The sequence below is a fragment of the Nocardia bovistercoris genome (assembly GCF_015674855.1).
In the GTDB taxonomy this organism is placed as follows: domain Bacteria; phylum Actinomycetota; class Actinomycetes; order Mycobacteriales; family Mycobacteriaceae; genus Nocardia; species Nocardia bovistercoris.
Map to the genome: position 1 here is coordinate 188,108 of NZ_JADMLG010000009.1, position 25,119 is coordinate 213,226.

The following is a 25,119-nucleotide window of genomic DNA, read 5'->3' on the forward strand; positions in this document are numbered from 1 at the left end:
CGTGTCACGTGCGGGCTTGCGTCGCGTGCGTGTCGCGCGCGGCTTGTGTCGCGTGCGGCGTGCGTGGCGTGCGGCTTGCGTGACGTGCGGCTTGTGTCACGTGGGGAAATGCGGACGGGCTTCCGATGCCCGTCCGCATCGCGTTCGCTGTGGCGCGGTCAGCGGAATGAATCGGTCGCGGCGACTCGGTGGCGCCTGTCTCTGTCGCGGTGTGCCGTCAGAGGAACAGATCGGTGGTCAGTGGACCGTCGCCGGGGACGACGCGGTACTCGTCGAGGTCGGTGATGCCGTGCGCGGCGAGGACCTCGTCATCTATGAAGAAGTTGCCGGTAGTCTTCGCGGCGGGCGAGGTGAGCACCAGGTACGCGGAGTCGGCGTAGATCGCGGGCGTGCGCGAGGTGGCGACCATCTCCGGCCCGCCGAGCAGGTTCTCGACCGCCGCGGTGGCGATGGTGGTGCGCGGCCACAGCGAGTTGACGCCGATGCCGTCGCCCTTCAGTTCCTCGGCCAATCCCAGTGTGGTGAGCGACATTCCGTATTTGGCGATGGTGTAGCCGAGGGACGAGCCCGCCCATTTCGGGTCCAGGTTCAGCGGCGGCGACAGGGTCAGCACGTGCGGGTTCCGGCCCGCCTTCGCCGACGCGCGCAGATGCGGAATGCTCAGCTTGGCGAGCAGGAAACTGCCCCGGCAGTTGATGTCCTGCATGAGGTCGTACTTCTTCATCGATAGGGCGTCGGTGGGGGACAGGTCGATCGCCGAGGCGTTGTTGACGACGATGTCGATGCCGCCGAACCGCTCGACGGTCTTGCGCACCGCCTCGGCCACCGACTCGTCGTCGCGGATATCGCCGACGTGCGCCAGCACTTGGCCGCCGGTCTGTTCCAGTTCGGCGGCCGCGGTGTGGATGGTGCCGGGGAGCCGGGGATGCGGCTGGTCGGTCTTGGCGATCAGCGTGATGTTCGCCCCGTCCGCCGCCGCGCGCTTGGCGATCTCGAGCCCGATGCCTCGGCTGCCGCCGGACATGATCATCGTCGCGCCCGCCAGCGGTTTCGATGCCGGTTCCGTCATGACCTGCTCCTTTCGTCTCGGCGCGGGACGCGAGCCGCCCGCGGCCTCCACTCCCGAGCGTAGCCCCTCTATGCAACCAGTTGCATACTAGATCGAGGCGACCAGCGCCAGCAGCAGGATCAGTAGCACCAACGCGCCGACCAGCGCGAACGGCAGCCAGACGAACAACATCCCCGGCGTCTTCTGCGGCTCGAATCCGAGCGCGCCACCGAGGAACACCACCGCGGGCGGCTTGTAATAGGCCCGCAACCCCTGCGCTTGATGCACCTGCACCGTCATCTGCGCCGCACCCATATCGAACAACCACGGCGTCGCGACCCACACGTGATAGGTGCCAGGCCCGAGCGGAATATTGTTCTCCCCCCACCGCGTATTCGGCACCAGCTGCCCATTGATCTTGATCTTCGGCGTGGTCAACAACCCCATCATGAAGTTGAACCACTCATAGGACGCGTCGATGGTGAGCCCGGACGTGGCCGTCGGCACGTGCTGCTGATACGGCTGGCCGTACCAGCCGTACTGCTGCCCTGCCTGCTGCGGCGCGAACTGCCCATGCGGCGGCGGCATCTGCTGATGCGGTCCCGACGCGGGGTAGGGCGACTGCTGCCCGAGCGGTCTTTGTGGATACGCCGGTGCCGCCGCCTGCTGATGTGGCCCGGACTGCGAGTAGGACTGTTGCGGCACTTGCGGATTCGCTCCCGACTGCCCAAAAGGCTGCGAACCGGCCGACTGCGCCTGCCCGTACTGCGGTGGCGCCTGCTGATGTGGTCCCGATGGTGGCTGCGAGAGCTGCTGGTGCGCTCCAGGCATGGGGAAAGGCTGCTGACCGGGTGCCTGCCAGTACGGCGGCTGCGGCGCCTGCCGGTGCGGCGCGGACTGTCCGTAGGGCTGTTGTGGCACTTGCAGATGCGACCCCGATGAGCCGGCCGCCGACGCGGGCTGACCTTGCTGGGATTGCTGCGGCCCGTCCTGAGGTGGGTATCCGCCGGGGTAAGTCATCCATTTCTCCCAAGATCGCGAAATCTGCGAGCCGAATGTACCCCGGCGGATTCCGGTCAGCGCCGCGAGTTCCGGTCGCGGTAGTGCTGCCGCTGCTGCTTGCTGATGTCGCGCCACGCCCGGTTGCGTTCGGCTTGCAGCCGTTTGTCGGTGCGCGCCAGCATCCGGTCGTTCTCGCGGCCCAGTTTGCGGTAGTTGTCGAAACGGCGCTGAGTCAGTTCACCTACCTCGATGGCCGCCAGCACCGCGCATCCCGGTTCGCTGTCGTGCGCGCAATCGGCGAATCGGCAGTGCCGGGCGAAGGATTCGATATCGCTGAAGGTGCGTTCGATGCCATCGCTCGCGTCCCAGAGCCCGATGCCGCGCAGTCCCGGTGTGTCGATCAGCGTGCCGCCGGTCGGCAGCGGCCGCAGTTCCCGGTGCACCGTGGTGTGGCGGCCCTTCTTGTCCACGGAACGAACGGCGCTGGTGGCGAACACTTCCGCACCGAGCAGAGCATTGGCGAGGGTGGATTTGCCCGCGCCGGAAGGGCCGATGAGCGCGACCGTGCCGTCGAGGAGCGCGGTGAGCACGTCGAGTCCGGCGCCGGTGCTCGCGCTCACCGCGACCGCCGTCGCACCCGGCGCCACCGCGCGCACCTCGTCGAGCGGAATGAATTCCGCCGCATCCGCTTTGGTGAGCACCACCACCGGCTTGGCATTGCTCTCCCACGCCAGCGCGAGCATGCGTTCGATCCGGCCGAGGTCGACGTCGCCGTCGGCGGCCGTGCAGATCAGCACGGTGTCGACATTGGCGGCGAGCACCTGCCCCTCGGACCGCCCGGACACCGACGATCGCATGATCGCCGAACGCCGAGGCAACAGCTGCCGAACAGTCGGCTCGTCCGTGCCGACCTCCAGTGTGACCCAGTCGCCGGTGCACAGACCGCCGAGCTCGGAGTCGGAACGGGAACAGCGCGCCCGCGCCGGACCGGTGGGGCTCGCGACATCGCATTCGCCGCGATCCATGCGGATCACCCGCGCGGGCACGCTGCCGGGTGTGACGAGCGGGGTGTAGTAATCGGATACGGCCTCGTTCCAGCCGTAAGGAATGAGCAGGTCGTTGTCGACCATGAGAAGTGAGGTCCTTCGTCGGGCGCCGAGCCCGAGGCGGACTCAGCGAATGAAGCGGGAGAAGGTGATCTGCGGGGCGGTGACTCGCACCGCCGCGGCGCAGGCGGGCACGGCGAAGACAGCGTTCGTCACGAATACCCACCTCCTCGTCTCATTCGTCGGTCGACACACTCTGACACCTCGCGCCGAAGCGCGCAATCCATTTATTTCGGAGTACCGGCTCGGTCACCCCGCCCGACCGCCCGTGCTATTTGTCCGGTTTGCCGAACTGCTCGTGGCGCCCCAGCGAATGCAGATGGAACCACTCCCGCAACCCCGCCGGATCGCGTCGGGTGATCAGGAAGAACCAGGAGAACCGAATCCACTCCTGCGGCAACAGTTTCCGCATACCCGGCTGCGCCATAAGATACCCGCGATTGCGATAGGTGAAGTACCGCTTGACCGGATCGTCCGGATACTGCGTGTGCATACGCCCGCCGAGGATCGGCTTGAACTCCGCCGACCCGTTCGGATGCAGATAGGCCGTCTGCAGACAGGTGCCGAACGGCAACCCGGACCGCACCAGCCGCCGATGCACCTCGACCTCGTCACCGCGGACGAACAGCCGCAGATCGGGCACGCCGATGAGATCGACCGCCTTGGCCGAGATCAGCGCGCCGTTGAACAGCGACGCGATCCCGGGCAGGAAGTCCTCGTCGCCGAGTTCGGACCGGTGCCGCCGCCACACCACGCCGCGCCGCAGCGGGAAGGCCAGGTTGTCGGGGTTGTCGATATCGCACACCACCGGCGACACCTCGGCGAGCCCGTGCCGTTCGGCGCAGTCGAGCAGGGTGGCGAGCACCTCGGGGCCTTCCGGGCGGCCGTCGTCGTCGGCCAGCCAGACCCAGTCGGCGCCCTGGCTGAGCGCGTGCAGCATGCCGAGCGCGAATCCGCCCGCGCCGCCGAGATTGTGCGCCGAACCCAGGTAGGTGGCCTCGATCGGCTGGTCCCGGACCAGATCGGCGACCTCGGACTCGTTGGCGTTGTCGATGACGATCAGGTGGTCGACCGGACGGGTCTGGCTGGTGAGCACCTTCAGCGATTCGGCGAGCAGGTCGCGCCGCTTGTGGGTCACCACGACGGCGATGATCCGCGCGTCGGGCCCGGTGCCCGCTTCGGGTTGTACGGCCGCGGCGTCCAGCAGCGGTGGAATCGCGTCGTCGGCCTGACCGGTCATGCCTGATTCCGCTCCAGTTCTCGTTCGTCGGATTTCGCGGCGTTCGCCGTTCGTTCCGCTTCCATTTCACGCAGCACCGTCGCGACGTGGTTACCGGCGTCGGGCCCCTCGTAGGCGCGGACCACCTCTTCGATGCCGCCGCGCAGCCTGATGTGCCCGTGGTCGATCCACATCGCCGAATCGCACAGTTGCGCAAGGAATTCGTTGGAGTGGCTCGCGAAGACCAGGATGCCAGAGCGTGCGACCAGTTCTTGCAGCCGCCGTCGCGCCTTCTTCATGAATTCCGCGTCCACCGCGCCGATGCCCTCGTCGAGCAGCAGGATCTCCGGGTCGATGGAGGTGACGACGCCCATCGCCAGCCGCACCCGCATACCCGTCGAATAGGTGCGCAGCGGCATCGACAGATATTCGCCGAGTTCGGTGAAGTCGGCGATCTCATCGATCTTGGCCAGCATCTGTTTGCGGGTCTGGCCGAGGAACAGCCCGCGGATGACGATGTTCTCGTACCCGGAGATCTCCGGGTCCATGCCGACGCCGAGGTCGAAGACCGGCGCGACCCGCCCTCGGATCCGCGCGCTGCCGCGTGATGGCTCGTAGATGCCGGACAGCAGGCGCAACAGCGTCGATTTGCCCGCGCCGTTGTGGCCGACCAGGCCGATCCGGTCGCCTTCCTTCAGCGAGAGATTGATATCGCGCAGCGCTTCGACCACGACCACATCGGACTGGTTGCGGCCGATGGCGCCGCCCGCCTTGCCGAGGAACGCCTTCTTCAGCGACCGCGACTTGGCGTCGAAGATCGGGAACTCGACCCACGCCTGGTGGGTTTCGATACTCACTCGGGAGGTCACCGCGGAACTCTCCTCATACCCAGTAGGGAACGCGGGAACGGAACTGTTTCATGGCGAGCACCGCGATGATCCAGCCGACCACGGTGATGGCGCCGACCACGACCCAGTGCCGCAGCGCCTGCGGTTCGCCGAGCAGTGGGGCGCGCACGATCTCCAGGTAGTGGAAGGTCGGGATGATCTCGACCAGCCGGGCGCGGTCACCGGCGCCGACCTGGGTCTGCAAGGTCTTCGTCGTCCACATCACCGGGGTGAGCACGAAAAGCATGAGCGTCGTGCTCCCGAGGATCGGGGCGATATCGCGGTAGCGGGTGGCGAAGATGCCGAACACGATCGAGACCCACATGGCGTTGAGGAACAGCAGGATCATCGCGGGCACCGCGAGCAGACTGGCGAAACTCAGATTCTCCCAGACCGCGAACACCACCAACAAGGCCAGGTAGATCACACTGTTGTGGGCGAAGAACAAGAATTGCCGCCACACCAGCCGATACACGTGCACGCTCAGCGCCGACGGCAGTTGTTTGATCAACCCCTCGTTGGCGATGAAGACCTCGGAGCCCTCCAGAATGCTGGCCTGGATCACATTCCAGACGATGAGCCCGACGGTCACATACGGCAGGTATTCGCTCAGCGGCTGGTCGAGCAGGGTCGCGTAGAGCACACCCATGGCCGCGGCCTGCAATCCGGTCGCGATGGTGATCCAGAACGGGCCGAGCACCGAACGCCGGTACCGCTGCTTGATGTCCTGCCAGCCCAGCGAAAGCCACAGCTCGCGCTGGGAGAAGCCGTCGCGGAAGTCCCTGAAGGCGCGCCGGAAGGTCTGCGAATCGGACACCGGTGGCTCGGCGGGAACGCCTGGCGCCGCAGCGGTGTCGACAGCTTTCTCCTCTGGCGTCGATGTGTCGTCGGAAGATTCCCCGGTGGACTTCGCCGCTGTGGCCTCCCCGGTGGACTTCGCCACGGTGGCCTCCCCGGTGGACTTCGCCACGGTGGCCTCCCCGGTGGACTTCGCCGCATCGGCCGACACCGCAGGAGTCTGTTCGGCGCCCGCCCCGTCCGCGTCGGTTTCCTCGGCGCCCACCGGGCCGCCGTCCTCGGTTCTCGACTCCTCCGACCGCGATAGCGACTCCGCGTCTCCCGACACGGAATCCTCCGAACTCTCCGAACGCGTCGAGCCGTCTTCTAGATGCACTGAGCTCTCATCCGAACGCACTTGGCTGTCATCTGAACGCACTCGGCTTTCTTCGGGACGCGCCGAGCTCACAGTGGAGTCGGGGCGAGCGGCAGCGGCGGGCACGGTCCCCGAGACTACCCGTCCTTACTCCCGCGTGACGCCGCGGTGCGCAAGGCCGGGAACCCGTCCACCGGCCCGTCGCGCGCACAGTCGCCCGCCTACAGATACTGCCCCGACCCGCCCGTGACGTGGTCGCCGCGGCCACCGCGCGGATCCACCGTGTGGATTCCCGGCGGCAACGCACCCTGCCGGATCTGCTCGAGCTGCGCGCGGGCCGCCATCTGCTGGGCGAACAGCGCCGTCTGGATGCCGTGGAACAGCCCTTCGAGCCAGCCGACCAGCTGGGCCTGCGCGATGCGAAGTTCGGCGTCGCTCGGTACGGCGTCGTCGGTGAAAGGCAAGGTCAGGCGCTCGAGCTCGGCGCGGAGTTCGGGGGCGAGGCCCTGTTCGAGTTCGCGCACCGAGGACTTGTGGATCTCCCGCAGCCTGGTGCGGCTCGCGTCGTCCAGTGGCGCCGCGCGTACCTCCTCGAGCAGCTGTTTGATCATGGTCCCGATGCGCATGACCTTGGCGGGCTGCTCGACCATGTCGGCCAGCGACTCGCCCGCCTCGTCGTTGTCGTCGTCGGACGAGTTCGCACGGTCGGCGAGCACCTGCCCGCTCAGCGGAGTGGCCGCGTCGGCGGGAATAATGAGCGGGCGGCCGTCGGGGCCGACGACGACGATGGAATCGGGTGCCTCGTCCGAGTGCGTCATGGTGTCCATCATGTCCTCTCCGCACCGAACGCGCTAAGCCGGGAGGCGGCCCGCTCCGACCTCGAGAGGGAACACGGTTACGTCGCCCCGCCCACTGCCCTTAGAGTGGCCAACATGACTTACGACGTCGCGAGGGTTCGGGGCCTGATACCGTCCCTGGGCGACGGCTGGATCCATCTGGATCCCCAGGCGGGCATGCTGGTCCCGGACTCGGTATCCCGTGCCGTGTCAACGGGTTTCCGTATGTCGTCGTTCTCCCATGCCGGTCGCAACGGCGCCGCCGTGCGCAGCGCCGCGATCCTCGACGCGGCCCGCGAGGCCATCGCCGACCTGGTCGGCGGCGACCCGGCGGGCGTCGTCCTCGGCCCGGACCGCGCGGTACTTTTGGCGTGGCTTGCGGAGTCGCTGAGTTCGCGGCTCGGGCTCGGCACCGGAATCGTGCTGTCGCGGCTCGACGACGAGGCCAATGTGGCGCCCTGGTTGCGTATCGCGAACCGCTACGGCGCCCATGTCCGCTGGGCCGAGGTCGAGATCGAGACCTGTGAGATGCCGTCGTGGCAGTTCGAGGAATTGATCGGACCGACGGCCAGGCTCGTCGCGCTCACCGCGGCCTCGCCGATCGTCGGTTCCGCGCCCGCCGTGCGCGTCGCCGCCGACCGGGTGCACGAGGTCGGCGGTTTACTGGTCGCTGACGCCTTCGGCGCCGCGCCCTACGCCCTCATCGATATCGATGAACTCAACGCCGACGTGGTCGCCTTGAGCGCGCCCGCGTGGGGCGGCCCGCAGATCGGTGCGCTCGTCTTCCGCGATCCCGCGTTCCTCGACCGGATTCCGTCCATGTCGCTGAACCCCTACGCCAAGGGCGCCGAACGGCTCGAGGTCGGCGGCCACCAGTACGCGCTGCTCGCCGGCTTGACCACCTCGATCGATTTCCTCGCAGGCCTCGACGAACGCGCCAAGGGCACGCGTCGGGAACGCCTGGAGATCTCGATCACCTCACTGCAGGACTACCACGATCAGCTGTTCGAACACCTGATGGGCACCCTGGACAAGATCCCGAATCTCACCGTGATCGGCCGCGCGTCCACCCGCATACCGACCGTCAGTTTCACGCTGTCGGGCATGCAGGCGGAGAAGGTCGCCGCCAGACTCGCCGACGCCCGCATCGGCACCCTGAGCGGGGTGCACGGCGGCAGCAGGCTGCTCGACGCGCTCGGCGTCAACGACGAGGGCGGGGCGGTCACCGTCGGACTCGCCCCGTACACAACGAGATTCGAGATCGACCAGCTCGGTCGCGCGCTGAGCTCGCTGGATTAGCCGAGTCCCCGGATCAGTCGCGCACCCGCAGCGTCACCTTGCCGAACGCCTCGGAGGAATCGAGCAGCCGGTGCGCTTCGGCGGCCTCGGCGATCGGTAGTTCGGCGTGGATGACCGGGACGATGGTGCCGTCGGTCACCAGCGGCCACAGCTGCCTGCGGACTTCGCTGATCACCTCGGCTTTGCTGTGCTTGCCGGTGGCGGGACGCCCGCGCAGATTCGTCGCGTGCAGGTTGCCCCATTTGACGAGCAGCGCACCGAGATTCAATTCCGCCGTCGTACCGCCCTGCATTCCGATCACCACCAGGTGACCGTGCGGCGCCAACGCCTGGATATTGCGCGCCAGATAGGCCGCGCCCATATTGTCGAGAATGATGTCCGCCCCCGAGGATTCGGCGCGCACCATTTCCACGAAATCCTGTTCGCGATAGTTGATCAGCACCTGCGCACCCAATTCGGCGCAGCGCCGCAATTTCTCGTCCGAACCCGCGGTCACCGCGACCCGCGCGCCGCGCTGCCTGGCGACCTGGATGGCGTGCGTGCCGATACCGCTGCCGCCGCCGTGGATCAGCACCAACTGTCCAGCGCGCAGTCCGGCGGTCGTCACCAGATTCGACCACACCGTCGCCGCGACCTCGGGAAGTCCGGCCGCGGCCCCGAGATCGAAATCCTCGGGCACCGGCAGCAGTTGCCCCTCGGGCACCGCGACCCGCTCGGCGTATCCGCCGCCGGACATCAGCGCGCACACCCGGTCGCCGACCCGCCAGTCCCGCACGCCGGGACCGAGTTCGGCGATCACGCCGGAGCATTCGAGTCCCATGATGGTGGTCGCGCCCGGCGGCGGCGCGTAGAGACCTTGGCGTTGCAGCAGATCCGCGCGATTCACCCCTGCGGCGACCACATCGATCAGGACTTCACCGTGGCCGGGTTTCGGGTCCGGCGCCTGCGCCCACCGCATGACCTCCGGTCCGCCGACACCGTCCAATTCGATCGCGCGCATCGCGGTCCTTTCCGCATCGGGGCGCCGACCGTGCGGTCGGCAGCCCGCTCGCCGTCCTTGCGACGCCAGGCTACTCGGCCGGAATGTAATCGCTGGATTTCGATTCGCTGACCGCACTCCGCGAATACGCCGCAGGGGCTAGCGTTCCCCGCGTGAGTAATTTCGTCGACTTCCAGACCGAGATCTACCAGGGCGGACTGGGAGGTGTGCGACCCGAACTACCGGTGACGGTCGCGGGTTTGGCCGCGCGTGCCGAAAGTGAACTGGATCCGGTCGCGTTCGCCTATGTCGCGGGTTCGGCGTCCGCGGAACGCACCGCGGCGGCCAATATCGCCGCATTCGACCGCCACCGGATTCTGCCCAGAATGCTGCGCGCCGCCACCGGGCCCGACGCGCGTGACCTGTCCGTCGAAGTCCTCGGCACCCGACTGTCCGCGCCCGTCATGACCGCGCCCATCGGGGCGCTCGAATTGGTGCGCGAGCGCGGCGAGGTGCTCGTCGCCGAGGTGACGAAGGAACTCGGACTCGGCGCCGTGCTGTCCACCGTCGCCTCCAGCACCATCGAGGAGGTCGGCGCGGCGGCCGACCAGTGGTGGTTCCAGCTGTACTGGCCCGGCGACGACGAACTGGCCCGCTCCTTCGTGCGCCGGGCCGAACGCGCGGGCGCGAAAGCGATCGTGGTCACCGTCGACACCCCGCAACTCGGCTGGCGCCCCCGCGACCTCGCGCACGCCCACCTGCCGTTCCTGCACGGCAAAGGCATCGCCAACTACCTGTCCGACCCGGTATTCCTCGACCGCCTTCCCGCGCCGCCCGAGCAGAGCCCCGACGCCATGCGCGCCGCCGTCGAAACCTGGACCGCCCTGTTCGGCAACCACGCGCTGCGCGTCGCCGACCTCGCCCACCTGCGGGAATGGACCGACCTGCCGATCGCGGTGAAAGGCGTGCTGCACCCCGACGACGCCAGGATGATGGTGGACGCGGGCGCCGACGCCGTCGTGGTCAGCAATCACGGCGGCAGACAGGTCGACGGCGCCGTCGCCGCGCTGGACGCGCTGCCCGCCGTGGTCGCGACCGTAGGCGACCGCGCCGACGTGCTGTTCGACTCCGGCGTGCGCACCGGCGCCGACATGCTGATCGCGCTCGCCCTCGGCGCCAGAGCGGTCATGTACGGGCGGCCATGGGTCTACGGTCTCGGCATCGCGGGCGCCGACGGCGTCCGCCACACCCTGCGCATGCTGCTCGCCGAATTCGACTCGGTACTCGGCCTGTCCGGTTGCACACGTCCCGACCAGCTGAGCCGGTCGTTGCTGGTTAGTTCACGCTGATACCAATTCGTCGGGTTTTCCCAGTTCAGACCGTCCTAGAATGGGGAAGTGCAACCCGAACCGAACGGTAGTGTTCGCGTCGAGCCGCGGTGGCTCGACGCGGCGCAGCAGCGGGCATGGCGTGCCTACATGGACGGCCATCAACGGTTGATGACGGCCCTGAACCGGCAGTTACAAGCCGATTCGGACCTCAGCATCGCCGAATACCGCATCCTCGTCCTGCTGTCCGAAGCCCCACACCGCAGCATGCGCATGAGCGAACTGGCCGACGGCGTCCTGTCCTCCCGCAGCCGCCTCACCCACCAGATCCGCCGCCTCGAAGTCGAGAACCTGGTCCGCCGCAACACCTGCCTCGAAGACGGCCGAGGCGTCATCGCCGAACTCACCGACGAGGGCATGCGCCGCCTCGAATCCGCGGCCCCCGGCCACGTGGAAGCCGTCCGCCGCGACTTCATCGACCTCCTCACCCCCGACCAACTCCAAGCCATAGCCGAAGTCTTCACCCGAGTAGACCGCACCATCTCCCACCACACCCCCTGAAACCGACTGGGCACCCCCCACCCCCACAAGGTAAAGTCCCCGCACGGGGTCCTCACCACCCCGCGAGGAGACGTGGCAGAGCGGCCGAATGCACTCGCCTTGAAAGCGAGCGTCGCGAGAGCGACCGGGGGTTCAAATCCCTCCGTCTCCGCCCCCTGAACAGCGGTTTCCTGGACGGCGGCGCCTACCATGGGCGTTGTCGGTACAGATCGTCATCGAGGGTGGAAGGGAGCTGTCACGTTGAGCACCGCGATCCCGCAATGGATGTACCCGCCCCGCGACACCGGTTGGGAAGCCGACGATCTCGACCTGCTGCCTCCGGACGCACCACGCCACATCGAACTGCTCGACGGAGCCTTGATCTTCAATACGTCGCCTCGGCGAAGTTGGCGCGATCGGATGATCCGGAGGCTCACCGCGGCGCTCGAGAAGGCGGTGCCGCCGGGCTGGACCGTCGAAGCTCAGATGACCATCAAATTGAACCATCGCAGCAGGCCGGAGCCCGACATAATCGCGGCCCGAGTGCCGTATGCGCCGGATCGGACCCGTTTTCTTCCGGACGAAGTCGAATTGATCGTGGAGATCGTGTCGGCGGAGTCCGAGGACCGGGATCGGCGCTACAAACCGCGCCTGTACGCCGAGGCGGGGTTGCGCCATTTCTGGCGCATCGAGGACGAGGCGGGCCTTCCGGTCGTACACACTTACGAACTGGACGACACGACCGGCTGCTATGTCGCAACGGGGGTACACCGCGATCGGCTGTCCACCCCCGTGCCGTTCGCCATCGACATCGAACTCGCCGTTCTCGCGCACTGAACACCGTCATTTCAGGTCGAAGGCCAGCCGCAGCGCTTCGCTGAGGTCTCGTTCCTGTTCGGGGTGAAACCACCCGACTTGTGCGCCGAGATCGGCGACCGGGATTGTGTACACCAAGTCGCAGTTCACTACCGAGTCCCGTGTCAGGCCATTGCGGCGACCGACGGCTACCTCCGTGGACAGGCCTCGGATCGTAGATGTGATCGCGGCGACTGTGACTTGATTCAGATGTGGCCGGACCATTTCGCGGGTGAGGACCAACACCGGCCGCACCTTGTCCAGGCGGGCGCTGTGGATCGGCCGCATCAGTCGATATCCGGGAATGCTTGACGGGTTCCGCTGGTGATTGCTTCGGCCTCGACATGTGCTTCGGCGCTTGTATTGGCGAGCGCCAAGATGTCGGCCTCGGCCAAGCGACGACGGCGCTCGCGTTCGAGAGCCTCGAGCACATAGGTGGTGCGGTTGGAAGTCTGGTCATCGATGAAGGCCAAAACGTCATCCGGTAGACGGATCGTAATCTGTGAAGACATGCATTCAGCATACCAAGTCGGGATGCAAGATTTCACCGCTTGCCGATCCGGAGGTTCAGTGACCGTCAAGCATCGTCCCTGCGGACGAAATTGGGCCGGACATCGTCGTCCACCGCGTCGAAATAGCGGTGGAACGTAGGCGTGAGCCCGGACGAGATGGGCGGATTCACCCACGACCAGTCGGTGGGACAGGTCCGCCCCGCGGCTTCCTCCCGCTCCACGTGATCGCAGAACTGTTTGGCGACGGTGTGATGGTCGACGATATGCACCCCGGCTTCGCGGTAACTGTGCAGAACCGCGCGATTGAGCGCGATGGATGCCTGGTCGCGCCAGAGGGTGCGGGGGTGGGAGGTGTCGAGTTCCATCATGTCGGCGATGAGCGGAAGCATGTTGTAGCGGTTGGCGTCGCTGAGATTGCGCGCGCCGATCTCGGTGCCCACGTACCACCCGTTGAACGGTGCGAACGGGTAGGTGATACCGCCGATCTCCAGGTTCATGTTCGAGACCGCGGGAACCGCATGCCATTTCAATTCCAGACCCGCGAACCACTCGTATTCGGGGTGCGCGATGTGGACTTCGCGGACCAGTTCGGGCGGCACGTCGAACCAGCGAATCGGCTCGTCGGGTGTGCTGATGAGCAGCGGCAGGATATCGAAGGGCGTGCCTGCTCCGCGCCACCCCAGTGCGCGGGCGAATTCGGTGATCGCGATGTGCGCGGCGTCTCCGGTGACGGTGCCGTCGCCGTTGCGGTATCCGGCGTAGCGGATGAGCTGCGGACTGACGATCCGATGGTCGCGTCCGTCGGCGCCGCGCGGAGGGCCGATCGTGATCACGGACTGCACCGCGCCGCCGTTGGTCGCGGTCCGCAGGTGCTGCCAGCAGGCTTCGGCCAGTTCGCGGGCCGAGCGCGCGTGTCGCATATCGAGTAATTTCAGGGAGCGCCAATGTTTTCGACCGACGCAGCGGGCGTGATTGCGCCAGGCTAGTTTCGCGCCGATCAGTATTTCCTCCGCCGTCTGCGTGTAATCACCGTGCTGTTCCAGTTGCGCGAGTGCGGCGCGGCGGCGGTGGTCGGGCAGGTGGGCGAGTTCGGGTTGCCGGAAGAATTCGTCGCATTCTCGCAGGCGACGGCGTAGGTCGGCGATCGGTTCGGCGTCGGTGGCGTTCTCGAAATGCGTAACGGGCAACACATGATTCACGGTTTTCTCCGGTCGTGCATCGGTACTGCGGCCGAACATGTGATGTATTGCGGATGGTTCACCCGCGACGCGTGCACGCGGGCGGCGGATGCGAGGTCGGCGCCGCCGCGATGCCATCCGGTTGCCCGTGCGTGGCCGGACGGGCGTTCGATAACGCGGGCGTGCAGCGTGAATCCCTTCTTGTGCAAGTGATTACGGCACTTCGACCTCGATGCATCGCAGAGCGGTACGCGGTCATTGGCTTCCGATCGACGCACGAATTGGCCCGAACAGCAGAGTAGACGCGGTGTGCTGGTCATGTGCCCGGAATGGTGGATTCCGTGTACATTTCGCATCCGAACCATTCGAGGACCGGTCGGTTTTATTGATAGGTGGCGCTCCGGTGTCACGGTTCTCAGTGGAAACCGTTCTGTTGTATTGCGGACTGTCCGATCGGGGGAAACCGTCCGTGAGTGCGCTCTCGCGCGCGATCTTCGACCCGCGAGTCTGGAAGTTAGCTAGATAGGTGAAGTAAAGGTCCGGGTCCGGCCGAATAACAGTGCGCGGACCATACTCTCACCGGGGTTGACGAAACGCTCCGCGCAAGCGAAATCTGTCGGTGCCGGTCCGTATCCTTGGCGTCATGAAGAGCGTGCTGTTTCGGCGGGATGCGCGACATCGGTTCGGAATCGCGGCGGTGCTGGCCGTGCTGGTCATGGGCGCCGTGCTCGTCATGGGCGCTGTCGGGTCGCCCGCCTCGGCCGAACCGAATATTCCGGGGACCGGTTCATCGGGCGCCCCGCTGCTCGGCGAACCCACCACCGAACGCGCGCCGAATCCGGCGATCGAACGCGTCGAACCGATCAACGACCGGTGGCTGCGGGTGTTCGTGCAGTCACCCGCGATGAGCCGCACCGTCGAAGTGCAGGTCCTGCTGCCCCGCGATCAGAGCCGCAGCCGCCCCACCGTCTACATGCTCGACGGTCGCAGCGCCGAACGCGACGGCAACAACTGGATCGTCCAGGGCCGCGCCGACCGGTTCTTCGAGGACAAGGACGTCAACGTCGTCCTCACCGTCGGCGGCCCGGCCAGCTTCTACACCGACTGGCTCAATCCCGACCCGGTCCTCGGCACCAACAAATGGGAAACCTTCCTCACCGCCGAACTGCCGCCGCTCATCGACGCGCGCTTCGACGGCAACGGCCGCAACGCCATCATGGGCGTCTCCATGGGCGCGGAAGCGGCCATGATGCTCGCGGTGCGCCGCCCCACCCTCTACGCCGCGGTCGCCGCGCACAGCGGCTGCTACTCCGTCGGCACCGAGCCGGGCCAAGCCCAAGCCCGCGCGATCGTCGCCACCTACTTCGGGCAACCCGACAATATGTTCGGCAGACCGGACAATCCCGAATGGCTCGCCCACGATGTGATCCAGCACGCCGAGGCGCTGCGCGGCAAAGCCATCTACCTGTCCACGGGCAACGGCATGCCGGGCCGATACGAGACACCCGACACCCCGAACCTCCCGACCGTCCTCGCCTTCGGCGGCCCGCTCGAAGCGGGCGCGGCCATGTGCGCGCGCAAACTGGTCGACCGGCTGGGCAGCCTCGACATCCCGGTCACCGCCAACTTCCGTGCGAACGGCATCCACGCCTGGCGGTACTGGGCCGACGAACTCGGGCTCTCGTGGCCGACCGTCGCAGGCCCGCTCGGCGTGCGCTAGGCGAATCGCGCGCGGACCGCCGGATCGGTGGCGAACGCGAGGAACAGATCGTTCTCGTGCGGGTCGCCGACGGTCACCCGCACCCCGTCGACTCCGTAGGGGCGAACCAGCACCCCGGCCGCCGCCGACGCCTCACCGAATTCGGCGCTGCGCGCACCCAGCGGCAGCCACACGAAATTGGTCTCACTCGGCGGCAGTCGATATCCGGCGTTCAGCAGCGCCTCCCGCACCCGCTCGCGTTCGACGACGAGGGCGTGTGTGCGGTCGAGCAGTTCGTGCCGCGCCTCCAGCGACGCGATGGCGGCCGCCTGCGCGACCCGGTTGACACTGAACGGGATGTGCACTTTCAGCAGCGCGGTGATGACCTCGGGGTCGCCGACCGCGTACCCGACCCGCAGCCCCGCCAGCCCGTACGCCTTCGAGAAGGTGCGTAACACGAGCACATTCGGCCGGTCGCGCCCGATCTCGACACCGTCGGGACGGTCCTCGGGGGTCAGCCGAAGATATTCGTAGTACGCCTCGTCCAGCACGACCAGCACGTGCGACGGCACGCGGTCGAGAAACCGGATGATCGCTTCGCGACCCACCGCTGTACCGGTCGGATTGTTCGGATTGCACACGAACACCAACTTGGTGCGCTCGGTGACCGCCGCCGCCATCGCGTCCAGATCGTGTACGGCCCCGTCGTCCAACGGCACCGGCACCGCCGTGGCGTTCCCGACCTGGGTGACGATCGGATACGCCTCGAACGAACGCCAGGCGAACACCACCTCGTCGGTGGGCGCGTCGCAGGTGATCTGCACGAGTTCCTGCAGCAGCGCGACGCTGCCGCAGCCCACCGCCACATTCGCCACCGTGACACCGAGGAAATCCGCCAGCGCCGCCCGCAACTCCCCGGACTGGTTGTCCGGATACCGATGAGCCAGTTCGGCCGCTTCGCCGATCGCTTTCGCGGCCGACGGCAGCGGCGGCATGGTGGTCTCGTTGCTGGCGAGCTTGACCGCTCCGGGATTGCTGCGGCCGGGGGTGTACGCCGGAATCGAGGCGAGATCCGGCCGGATGTGCGGTGTCACCCCTCCACATTAGGCGTCGAACCTATACCGGTTCCCCCTCGGGTACGGGCAGACCGCAACCTCATCGAATATGCGTCGAATCGGGCACGTCACCGTAAATTTCTGCGAATAACGGCCGTCCACGTGCAATTTCTCGCGAAGTTCGGACTATCGCCCTACTCTGGTTTCATGTCGGGCGTTTATGACGATATCGCCCCGCTACGCGGTGGCGACGATGATGCACAACCCTGCGCAGCCGACGCGCGGGTACCCATCACCGTGGTCGAACCGGAGGGCAACGCGCGCGGCGGGATCGTGGTCCTGCACGAATCGCGCGAGTTCACCGGATCACTTCTCGACCTCATGAAAGCGCTCGCCGACGAAGGCTGGACAGCGGTCGCCCCCGACCTGTTCCACCGCATCAACGGCGACCCGGCGCGCGAAGTGTTCGGCGAGGAACTCTTCGCCGACTTCGACGCCTGCTTCGACTGGCTCACCCACCACGGCGTGTTCCCCGACTGCATCGGCGTCCTCGGATTCGACCACGCCGGCACCGCGGCCTTCCTCGTCGCCACCAACCGCCCCGTCGGCGCCGCCGTGAGCGTCTCCGCCCCCGGCATCGTCGAACCACTCACCTCCGAAGCCGAAGCCATGGTCCAGGTCGCCCCCGACCTGCAGGCCCCCTGGCTCGGCCTCTACGGCTCCGACGACCCCGACACCCCCGCCGACGACATCGACAAACTCCGCGACGCCACCTCCCGCGCCGCCGTCGCCAGCCTCGTCGTGAGCTACCCCGGCCTGCGCCGCCGAACCGACCGCCCCACCGACACCGAAGACCTCGTAGGCATCGACTCCCAAACCCGCATCTTCGACTGGTTCGACAGCAACTTACGCTGATTAACCAGGCGTTTTGTTACTTCACACCAGGCTCATGTAATCTTCATGCTCGGCGGTTCGAAAGGACCGGTGCCCTCGAAGAGAAGGCTCCAGGAGGCGTGCCAGAGCGGCCGAATGGGACTCACTGCTAATGAGTTGTCCCTTCACGGGGACCGGAGGTTCAAATCCTCTCGCCTCCGCCACCCGAACCCTCGGGTAACAACTGAACACACGCATGCGCCCGTAGCTCAACGGATAGAGCATCTGACTACGGATCAGAAGGTTAGGGGTTCGAATCCCTTCGGGCGCACCACAATTCGCCTCCCATCGGGTACACCCGATGGGAGGCGAATTCGCTTCTCGAAGTATTGGGCTTCGTCCGCGGAGCGGTCGAGAAACCTGGTCTCGGGTTCGGTTGGGATATAGATCGGTGACAGCGTCAGGGTCTGCCCATCGGCGCGGGCTGTGTCAACGACGGACCCAGCCGCGTGCGGTGTCGGCCAGGTTCCACCACGAAACAAATCGCGGATCTTCCGATTCCAGTCGCCATCCCTCGGTCAACGCGTCGAAGAACGCGTCGTCGCCGGTCCTCCCGCCCTTCGGTTCGCCGATGTAGACCAGCCGTTCACCGTTGAATGCCGTCAGTGCTTCGGAGGCCATTGTGTTTCCCCAGCCGGGGGGCCAGCACAGAAATAGAACTTCCTGGCCGTCGCTTGATCGCGCGGCGTATTCTCTCGGCCCGCCGATTCGGTGCCATACGTCCGGCTGGCCTGCTGTGTGGAGAAACGAGATGTTGTCGGTGGTGTCGGGTGGTTGTGAGTCGTATGCCTCGACGGTCAGCCCGGCTTCGGTCAGTTGCGCCGCCCAGTATCCGCGACCGGCGCCCGCTTCGATCACCGTCAGCCCGGCGCAGAATTCGGCCATCCACTGAATTGTCTCTGGGGACGGCACCGCGTAGGCGAATGCCGACTGCAGGATTGTCTGCGCGAATCCGAGGCGGGCGCTTCCTTTCTCCCGGCCGCCGTCTACGGTCCTTCGCCCCGCGCGGACGGAAACCGAGGGTGCGACGATGTCCCAGTAGGGATTCGAGCTGTGCTCCCGACCTCCGGTCATGTAGTGCACGAGTCGGATATCGAAGGCTCGGTCCGCGCGGTCGTCTCCGGTCCCGGCGAGCAACGGTGTCGCGTCGAGGTACTCCAGCACCTTCGGGTACTGGGCTCGAAGGCGTTGTTCGTCATCGAGCAGTGCGACCAGTTCCTCGTGACGTGCTGCCGTCAGCGCAAGCTCAGCCATCCATCAATTCTCGCCTGCACCAGCTAGATTCGTGAACCATTCGATGGAAGGCGTATTCCTTGCGAACGCCTGCGGCAAAAGGCCGTCGGTAGTCGGAAGCGGATGTTGGTTTCGGTACCCCTATGCGTGGTTCGAATCGGTTCGGGGTTGTTCGAGGACCACGGCGTCGGCTTCGATCTCCACCAACAGTGTCGGTGTGATGAATCCGCTGACCTGGTACATCGATGCGGCGGGACGGATTTCGCCGAATACCTCCCGGTGGGCTTCGGCGATTTCGGGCCACCGGGTGATGTCGGTGACGAAGATCCTGGTGCGGATCACGTCGGTGAGTGCGGCTCCGGCTTCGGCCAGTGCCGCGGCGATGCGGCGCAGCGCTTCGCGGGTCTGCGCGCCGATATCGTCGCCGCCGACCGCGGTGCCGCCCGGTGCGGCGGCTGTGGTGCCGCTGACCGCGATGATGTCACCGATGCGGACGGCGCGCGAATATCCGACGACGGCTTCGAACTCGGATTCGGAGGCGATGTTCACGCGAGAGACCATGGGGTGAGGATGGCAGGTTCGATCGCCATTCGTTCACTTGTTTTTCGGCTCACCGTCGAACGCGCACGATAGGCAGGTTCGGTGATAGCACCTTCCGGTACTCGAATCGTTCTGTCCGCCGCGGTGTTGTGCGCGGGCGTGCTCGCGACGGCCTGCGGGGGCTCGGACGCGGATTTCACGGTGGCGAAGGATCAGTCGCTGGTGCTGACCATGGACGAGCTGACGTCCCGGTCCGGTGCGAGCGCGGTGTTGAATGTCTCCCGCGAGCCGGAGCACGGCAACCTCACCAGGCGACCGGACGGCTCGTTCGAATATCGCCCGAGTTCCGGCTTCGCGGGCACCGATCAGTTCACGGTCACCACCTCGGACGCGGTTCGCCTGTTCACCACCGATATTCCGGTGCTCGGGGTATTCGGCGGGACCACGGTGCAGGGCAGTGGTTTCGGTTCGGCGTTGACGCCGGTGCCGGGCAGCGCGAACGAGTTCTACGGGTTGACCGATCGCGGCCCGAATGTGGATGGTCCGAACAAGAACGAGAAACTGGCGCCGGTGGCGGATTATGTGCCGAAGATCGGCAGGTTCAGGCTGGAGGGCACGCGCGCGGTGCTGGTGTCCACCATCGATCTGCGGGATAAGCGCGGGGTGCCGTTCAACGGTCAGGTGGATGTATCCGCGAGTACCGGTGAGACCATTCGTGACTTGGCAGGCGCGGTCCTGCCCGCCACCGATCACGGTATCGATCCGGAGGGTCTGGTGGCACTGCCCGACGGCACGTTCTGGATTTCCGACGAATACGGCCCGTTCCTTGTGCATTTCGACGCGAAGGGCACCGAGATCGAGCGGTTGGCGCCGGGGAAGGGGCTGCCCGACGAACTCGCGCTGCGCACTCCGAATCAGGGGATGGAGGGGCTGACCAGCACACCGGACGGCCGCACGCTGGTCGGTGTCGTGCAGAGCGGTCTGAACACGCCGGGGCTTGCGGGGGCCGCGAAGGATGTCCCGATGACGCGCATCGTCACCGTCGATCTGGCGTCGAAGCAGACGAAGGAGTTCGTCTACCCGCTGGAGAATCCGAAGCAGACGAAGGTCGCGGTGTCGGAGATCACCGCGTTGAGTGCCACCACGTTCTTGGTCGACGAGCGTGACGGCAATCTCGCTCCGGATTCGAACAAGAAGATCTGGACGATCGACATCTCGGGCGCGACCGATGTCGGTCCGGCGGCGGCGAACTACGACCCGGCGCGCGGCGGCCTGCTGGTGGACGGGAAGCCGCTGGAGACGCTGGTCGGCGGGGTGTCGACCGCCGACGGTGTCGAGGCGTTGCGGCGGGCCGGGATCACGCCGGTCGCGAAGACCTCGAATTTGGACTTGACCGGCCTGGTCGACGATCTCAATGCCGACGGGGATTCCGCCAACGCGAACGGCAAATTCTTCGGCCACGACAAGATCGAGGGCATCGCGACGCTGGACGGCGGCAAAACTCTCTATATCGCGAACGACAGCGATTTCGGTCTGGCGGGCAGTACCGGTGACCGGCCGCCGTTCGGGTTGAAACCGAAGACCTTGCCGGACGGCCGCCAAGACACCGGTGAAATCCTGATGGTCGACACCGCGAGACTGCCCGCGAAACCGGGCGGCTACACGGTGCGGATCAAGGTCGGCTGACCGGCTCGATCCATTCGCGTCCTTCCAGCACCACGGCGGCCGCGAGGGTGATCAGCCACAGCGACATCGACCCGACCTGAACGCGTTGCGCGATGCCGAGCGCGTGCGCGCCGGACATGTTGTCGGCGACCAGCATCCAGACGGTCGCGGACGCGCCGATCACCAGGAACGCCACGCCTGCCTCGCGCAGGATTCGCCAGCGGTGGTAGCGGTAGGCGGCGAGGCTGAACGCGAAGACCGCGACGGCGATGGCGGTGACGGCGAGGGTGCTGGTCAGGGCGTGCGGCTGGTGCAGTTGCGGGAACAGTTCGCTGCCGCCTGTACCGCATCCTGCCTCGCCCGGGGTGCAGTCGTGCAGCGGCAACAGTACGTCGGCGATGGTGGCGGCGCCGAAGCAGAGCAACGCGATCCAACCGACGGTGGTGAGCGGGCGGCGTGGGAACAGCAGCAGCCCGCCGAGTGCTGCGGGGATCAGCAGTGCGCCGACGATTTTGTCGGCGGTCGCGAATATCTCGCGGTATGGCTTTCCTTCGGCGTCGAGTTCGCTGAGGAAGGCGTTGACCGAGTCCACATCGATGGGCAGGGCGAATTCGAGGATCCAGGACGAATAACAGAGTCCGGCCAGTGCGATCGCGGCGGCTATTGCCAGCGACACGCGTCGTTTACGCCGTTCAGCGATTTCTTGGCTACCGGTCACCGGCCCATTGTCCTTCGCCTGTCGTCGTGCCGCCGAAACGCGGCTTCGGCGATTTCTCGTCCGTGCCCGCGGTTCGCACGGCTTTGCCATCGAATACACAGGCTACTGTCAGGGTGGTTGCCCAGGATTGCGGGGGAAGCAGACGAGGAGGTCCCCATGATCGGATTCGTGACCGCGGTGGGAGCTTTCGCCGTAATGGCCACTATCGCAGCCTCTGGCTATTTTGCGGCGAATGCCCCGCGTCATTTGGTGCGGTTACGTCACCGTTAGCTTTCATTCCTGCAGCACAGCCTGGACCCGGTCCGCCGCGGCGACGGGATCCTCGTGCTCCCAGATACGCAGGACCCGCCAACCCGCGGCGTCGAGTTGCGCGTCGGTCGCCCGGTCGCGGGTCACGTTCCCGGCCAATTTCCGCGCCCACCATTCGCCGTTGTTCTTCGGATCGGTGGCGTGTTCCGGGCAGCGATGCCAAAAGCAGCCGTCGACGTAAACCGCGACTCGCAGGCGTGGAAAGACCACATCGGCGCGACGGCGCTGACCCGCCAGCGGCGCCCGATCGACGAAATAGCGCAGGCCGCGCCGGTGTAATTCGCGGCGCAACGCCAATTCCGGTTTCGTGCCGCTGCGCCGTTGCCGCGACATGCGCGCGCTGGTCGCGGCGTCGGTGCGCGGTCTGTCGCTCATGCCGCCCAGCCTCCCATCCGGTCCAGATGACTTTCCATGTCATCGATGAATCCGGGTGGGAAACGCAACCGTCCCATGCCTGCGCGGCGCAGGAATCCGGCGGTGGCGCGGGCCGAAAGCAACCGCGAGTCGGTGAGGAAATTCTTCAGGTCCTCGTACGGTTCCTGCACCGGCCAGGTGGATACCGGCGCACGGTATGCCTCCCCTCGAAACCCCCACGCGGCCACCGGCCACGGCTGTCCCGGCGCGAGCGGGGTGTATTCCGGGGTCGCGCCGTCGGGTTCGCGCAGTCGCGCACCGACCCAGTCGGCCATGCGCACACTCACCGCGTTGCCGATCAACTTCCACCGGTGCCCGACGCGCACACCGGGCACTGTCACCGCGGGCGCGGTCCATTCGGGATCGAATCCCTGCAAACGTTCGGCATCGACCAAGCCTGGGGTGACGATCTCGCCGGAGGGCAGACGAACGGCGGGCGGACTCGCGATGCCGATCGCCGACCCGCCCTTCAACGTCGGCACCGCGTTCACCGCCCAACCCAGTCCGCGCACGCCCTCGGTCCAGTAGAAACCGCACGGATCGCGGTCGGGATCGCCGATCTCCGCCGGACCCGCGTCCGCGCCGAACAGCACCGGGCGCGGGTCCTCGGTGCGCGAGGCCAGCATCAGCACCCGCTGCCTGCGCTGCGGCAACCCGAACGCGCGGGCGTCGACCACCCGGTAGGCCCAGCTGTAGCCGAGGTCGTCGAGGGCGGCGGTGATGTGGCGCATCGCCGCGCCTCGGCCCAGTTGCAGCATGAACGGGACGTTCTCGATCAGCAGCCAGTCGGGTCCGCGTTTGCGCCGCACCAGCCGGAAGATCTCGTCGACCAGACCCGAACGCGCGCCGGTGATCCCCGCGGTGCGACCCGCCTGCGACAGGTCCTGACACGGGAAACCGGCCGCGACCAGTTCGGTGCCCGCCGGGATCGCCCGCAGCCGCGTCACATCGGTGTGCAGTTCGACCTCGGGGAATCGGGCCGTGAGCACCGCGCGCGCACCGGGATCGATCTCGCAGAGCAGTTCGGTGTGCCAGCCGTGCGCGGTGAGGCCGAGTTCGAGCCCGCCGATACCGGCGAACAGCCCGACCATGCGCCCCGTCACAGCTGTTCCTTCCGCGTCCGGCAAATCCGACCGGGCCGAGATTACTCGAGAAACCGGCGCCGACCCGAGTCGAGGGCGTGGCGAGCACCGGCGGTTGGCGCCGGACGGAGCTCGCGTGTCATGCTTCGGATCGGAACCAGCTCCCCGATAATGCCTATCGGCCCGATCACGGCCCCTACGGCGGGGCGGCCTTCTTGCTCTGCGCAGTTCCCGGATTCATCCACGCGAGGCCAGGAAAGCGAGCCAACGATGCAGATTCCGTCCACCGCACGCGGCGATTTCCCGAATATCGTCGTGACCAGCGTGGCCGCGACAACGTCGATCGCGGGCGATGTCGACTCGACGTGGAAGGCGCTGCTCGACGGCGAGAGCGGCATCGATGTGCTCGACGACGAGTTCATCGACCAGTTCGAATTGCCGGTGCGCATCGGCGGACACCTGAAGGTAGCGCCCGCCTTGAGCCTCGCCGACGACGAGATCCGCAGACTGTCCTACGTCGAGCAGATGGCGACGGTACTCGGGCGTGAGGTGTGGCGCAACGCGGGCAGTCCCGAGGTCGACCGTGATCGCCTCGGAGTCTGCGTCGGGACCGGACTCGGCGGGGCGGAGGCGCTCATCGACGCCAGGGCCAAGCTCGCCAACGGCGGATACCGCAAGGTGTCGCCGTACACGGTGCAGGCGATCATGCCGAACGGGGCGGCGGCCTGCGTCGCGGTCGAGCTCGGCGCGCGCGGCGGGGTGGCGACGCCGGTGTCGGCGTGCTCTTCCGGGTCGGAGGCGGTCGCGAACGCGTGGAAGATGATCGTGATGGGTGATGCCGACATGGTCGTCACCGGCGGGGTCGAGGGGTCGATCCAGGCTCTCCCCATCGCCGCCTTCACCATGATGCGCGCCATGAGCACCCGCAACGACGCGCCGAAATCCGCGTCGCGCCCGTTCGACGTGGACCGCGACGGCTTCGTGTTCGGCGAAGCGGGCGCGATGATGGTGATCGAGACCGAGGCGCACGCCAAGGCGCGCGGCGCCACGATTCACGCGCGGCTGCTCGGCGCCGGTGTCACCTCCGACGGATTCCACCTGGTCGCCCCTGATCCCGACGGGACCGGCGCGGCCCGCGCGATGACGCGCGCGCTGGAGACCGCGGGCCTCACCAAACGCGATATCGGGCATATCAACGCGCACGCCACCGCGACGCCGATCGGCGACACCGCCGAGGCGAGGGCGATCGGCAAGGCCATCGGCGACCACGCGTCGGTGTATGCCCCGAAATCGGCGCTCGGACATTCGATCGGCGCGGTCGGCGCCCTCGAATCGGTGCTGACGGTGTTGAGCATCCGGGACGGCGTCGTCCCGCCGACCTTGAATCTGGACAACCAGGATCCCGAGGTGGATCTCGACATCGTGCGCGGTCGGTCGCGGCCCGGTGCGATCGACTACGCGGTGAACAACTCGTTCGGCTTCGGCGGTCACAATGTCGCGCTCGCCTTCGGAAGGTACTGAGCAAGAAA

General features: G+C 66.8%; 25 protein-coding genes and 3 tRNA genes. 11 read left to right on the plus strand and 17 right to left on the minus strand.

The genetic code is table 11. The annotated features are described in order from the left end of the window. Positions 1-217 precede the first annotated feature (217 nt). The 7 genes from IT779_RS22385 to IT779_RS22415 form a co-directional block, all read right to left on the minus strand. Complete coding sequence (locus IT779_RS22385; RefSeq protein ID WP_196151343.1) at positions 218-1,069, minus strand: SDR family oxidoreductase; 852 nt, start codon at positions 1,067-1,069, stop codon at positions 218-220. Between the two features lie 87 nt (positions 1,070-1,156). After that, positions 1,157-2,068 carry a hypothetical protein gene (locus tag IT779_RS37945; RefSeq protein WP_232541980.1) on the minus strand — a complete coding sequence of 304 codons (912 nt, stop codon included), beginning with the start codon at positions 2,066-2,068 and terminating at the stop codon, positions 1,157-1,159. 56 nt (positions 2,069-2,124) lie between these two features. Continuing rightward, positions 2,125-3,180, minus strand: a complete 1,056-nt coding sequence (rsgA, locus tag IT779_RS22395) for a ribosome small subunit-dependent GTPase A (RefSeq protein ID WP_196151344.1) — start codon at positions 3,178-3,180, stop codon at positions 2,125-2,127. Positions 3,181-3,427: 247 nt separating this feature from the next. Further along, positions 3,428-4,396 (minus strand): galactofuranosyltransferase GlfT1, encoded by a 969-nt coding sequence (glfT1, locus tag IT779_RS22400; protein WP_232541981.1) that lies wholly within the window; start codon positions 4,394-4,396, stop codon positions 3,428-3,430. Further along, positions 4,393-5,244: a galactan export ABC transporter ATP-binding subunit Wzt/RfbE gene (wzt, locus tag IT779_RS22405; RefSeq protein WP_196151345.1), complete on the minus strand. Its 852-nt coding sequence runs from the start codon at positions 5,242-5,244 to the stop codon at positions 4,393-4,395. Before wzt ends, glfT1 begins: the two co-directional genes overlap by 4 nt. A 13-nt stretch (positions 5,245-5,257) precedes the next feature. Further along, positions 5,258-6,079, minus strand: a complete 822-nt coding sequence (gene wzm / locus IT779_RS22410; RefSeq protein ID WP_196151473.1) for a galactan export ABC transporter permease subunit Wzm/RfbD — start codon at positions 6,077-6,079, stop codon at positions 5,258-5,260. Positions 6,080-6,636: 557 nt separating this feature from the next. After that, positions 6,637-7,233 (minus strand): bacterial proteasome activator family protein, encoded by a 597-nt coding sequence (locus IT779_RS22415; RefSeq protein ID WP_196151346.1) that lies wholly within the window; start codon positions 7,231-7,233, stop codon positions 6,637-6,639. A gap of 114 nt (positions 7,234-7,347) precedes the next feature. On the opposite strand from IT779_RS22415, the gene IT779_RS22420 reads away from it, so the two are divergent. Beyond that, positions 7,348-8,550: a cysteine desulfurase-like protein gene (locus IT779_RS22420; RefSeq protein ID WP_196151347.1), complete on the plus strand. Its 1,203-nt coding sequence runs from the start codon at positions 7,348-7,350 to the stop codon at positions 8,548-8,550. 13 nt (positions 8,551-8,563) lie between these two features. On the opposite strand, the gene IT779_RS22425 is transcribed toward IT779_RS22420, so the two are convergent. Next, on the minus strand, positions 8,564-9,550 hold the full coding sequence (locus tag IT779_RS22425) for an NAD(P)H-quinone oxidoreductase (protein ID WP_196151348.1): 987 nt from the start codon (positions 9,548-9,550) through the stop codon (positions 8,564-8,566). A 152-nt stretch (positions 9,551-9,702) separates the two neighbouring features. Between IT779_RS22425 and IT779_RS22430 the strand changes: the two genes are divergently transcribed. From IT779_RS22430 to IT779_RS22445, 4 genes are all read left to right on the plus strand, one after another. Further along, positions 9,703-10,878, plus strand: coding sequence for an alpha-hydroxy-acid oxidizing protein (locus IT779_RS22430; protein ID WP_196151349.1), 1,176 nt, complete (start codon positions 9,703-9,705; stop codon positions 10,876-10,878). A gap of 129 nt (positions 10,879-11,007) precedes the next feature. Continuing rightward, a complete protein-coding gene (locus IT779_RS22435; protein WP_196151474.1) occupies positions 11,008-11,418 on the plus strand; it encodes a MarR family winged helix-turn-helix transcriptional regulator in 411 nt (136 codons plus the stop codon). Between the two features lie 66 nt (positions 11,419-11,484). Further along, positions 11,485-11,569 (plus strand) — tRNA-Ser (locus IT779_RS22440). An 89-nt stretch (positions 11,570-11,658) separates the two neighbouring features. Next, positions 11,659-12,234 carry a Uma2 family endonuclease gene (locus IT779_RS22445; RefSeq protein ID WP_198428798.1) on the plus strand — a complete coding sequence of 192 codons (576 nt, stop codon included), beginning with the start codon at positions 11,659-11,661 and terminating at the stop codon, positions 12,232-12,234. 6 nt (positions 12,235-12,240) lie between these two features. On the opposite strand, the gene IT779_RS22450 is transcribed toward IT779_RS22445, so the two are convergent. From IT779_RS22450 to IT779_RS22460, 3 genes are all read right to left on the minus strand, one after another. Next, complete coding sequence (locus IT779_RS22450; RefSeq protein ID WP_196151351.1) at positions 12,241-12,540, minus strand: type II toxin-antitoxin system PemK/MazF family toxin; 300 nt, start codon at positions 12,538-12,540, stop codon at positions 12,241-12,243. Then, positions 12,540-12,764 carry an antitoxin gene (locus IT779_RS22455; protein WP_269781622.1) on the minus strand — a complete coding sequence of 75 codons (225 nt, stop codon included), beginning with the start codon at positions 12,762-12,764 and terminating at the stop codon, positions 12,540-12,542. The genes IT779_RS22450 and IT779_RS22455 overlap by 1 nt, the downstream gene beginning before the upstream one ends. Before the next feature lie 65 nt (positions 12,765-12,829). Continuing rightward, the gene (locus IT779_RS22460; protein WP_332838930.1) at positions 12,830-13,909 is read right to left on the minus strand and encodes a nitric oxide synthase oxygenase; all 1,080 of its coding nucleotides are present in this window, start codon (positions 13,907-13,909) and stop codon (positions 12,830-12,832) included. 676 nt (positions 13,910-14,585) lie between these two features. Between IT779_RS22460 and IT779_RS22465 the strand changes: the two genes are divergently transcribed. After that, positions 14,586-15,662 (plus strand): alpha/beta hydrolase, encoded by a 1,077-nt coding sequence (locus IT779_RS22465; RefSeq protein ID WP_232541982.1) that lies wholly within the window; start codon positions 14,586-14,588, stop codon positions 15,660-15,662. Here IT779_RS22465 and hisC read toward each other — a convergent pair. Then, positions 15,659-16,735: a histidinol-phosphate transaminase gene (gene hisC / locus IT779_RS22470; protein ID WP_196151353.1), complete on the minus strand. Its 1,077-nt coding sequence runs from the start codon at positions 16,733-16,735 to the stop codon at positions 15,659-15,661. The genes IT779_RS22465 and hisC overlap by 4 nt on opposite strands. Before the next feature lie 168 nt (positions 16,736-16,903). Here hisC and IT779_RS22475 point away from each other — a divergent pair, with 168 nt between their 5' ends. The 3 genes from IT779_RS22475 (at position 16,904) to IT779_RS22485 (ending at position 17,903) form a co-directional block, all read left to right on the plus strand. Next, a complete protein-coding gene (locus IT779_RS22475; protein WP_196151354.1) occupies positions 16,904-17,611 on the plus strand; it encodes a dienelactone hydrolase family protein in 708 nt (235 codons plus the stop codon). A 92-nt stretch (positions 17,612-17,703) separates the two neighbouring features. Then, positions 17,704-17,793: transfer RNA gene (locus IT779_RS22480), tRNA-Ser, on the plus strand. 34 nt (positions 17,794-17,827) lie between these two features. After that, positions 17,828-17,903, plus strand: a tRNA-Arg gene (locus IT779_RS22485). Positions 17,904-18,058: 155 nt separating this feature from the next. On the opposite strand, the gene IT779_RS22490 is transcribed toward IT779_RS22485, so the two are convergent. Together IT779_RS22490 and IT779_RS22495 are read right to left on the minus strand one after the other, a co-directional pair. Next, positions 18,059-18,883: a hypothetical protein gene (locus tag IT779_RS22490; RefSeq protein ID WP_196151355.1), complete on the minus strand. Its 825-nt coding sequence runs from the start codon at positions 18,881-18,883 to the stop codon at positions 18,059-18,061. 120 nt (positions 18,884-19,003) lie between these two features. Continuing rightward, entirely contained in the window at positions 19,004-19,423 is a 420-nt protein-coding gene (locus tag IT779_RS22495; RefSeq protein WP_196151356.1) for a Rid family hydrolase, read from the minus strand. An 81-nt stretch (positions 19,424-19,504) separates the two neighbouring features. Between IT779_RS22495 and IT779_RS22500 the strand changes: the two genes are divergently transcribed. Next, the gene (locus tag IT779_RS22500) at positions 19,505-21,088 is read left to right on the plus strand and encodes an esterase-like activity of phytase family protein (RefSeq protein WP_196151357.1); all 1,584 of its coding nucleotides are present in this window, start codon (positions 19,505-19,507) and stop codon (positions 21,086-21,088) included. Here the strand turns inward: IT779_RS22500 and IT779_RS22505 are convergent. From IT779_RS22505 to IT779_RS22515, 3 genes are all read right to left on the minus strand, one after another. Beyond that, on the minus strand, positions 21,075-21,785 hold the full coding sequence (locus tag IT779_RS22505; RefSeq protein WP_332838914.1) for a DUF998 domain-containing protein: 711 nt from the start codon (positions 21,783-21,785) through the stop codon (positions 21,075-21,077). The two genes, IT779_RS22500 and IT779_RS22505, sit on opposite strands and share 14 nt — an antisense overlap. A 273-nt stretch (positions 21,786-22,058) precedes the next feature. Then, positions 22,059-22,469, minus strand: a complete 411-nt coding sequence (locus IT779_RS22510; protein ID WP_196151359.1) for a very short patch repair endonuclease — start codon at positions 22,467-22,469, stop codon at positions 22,059-22,061. Beyond that, positions 22,466-23,599 (minus strand): DNA cytosine methyltransferase, encoded by a 1,134-nt coding sequence (locus IT779_RS22515; protein ID WP_196151476.1) that lies wholly within the window; start codon positions 23,597-23,599, stop codon positions 22,466-22,468. Before IT779_RS22515 ends, IT779_RS22510 begins: the two co-directional genes overlap by 4 nt. Positions 23,600-23,860: 261 nt before the next feature. On the opposite strand from IT779_RS22515, the gene IT779_RS22520 reads away from it, so the two are divergent. Then, on the plus strand, positions 23,861-25,111 hold the full coding sequence (locus tag IT779_RS22520; RefSeq protein ID WP_196151360.1) for a KasA/KasB family beta-ketoacyl-ACP synthase: 1,251 nt from the start codon (positions 23,861-23,863) through the stop codon (positions 25,109-25,111). Positions 25,112-25,119: the final 8 nt, after the last annotated feature.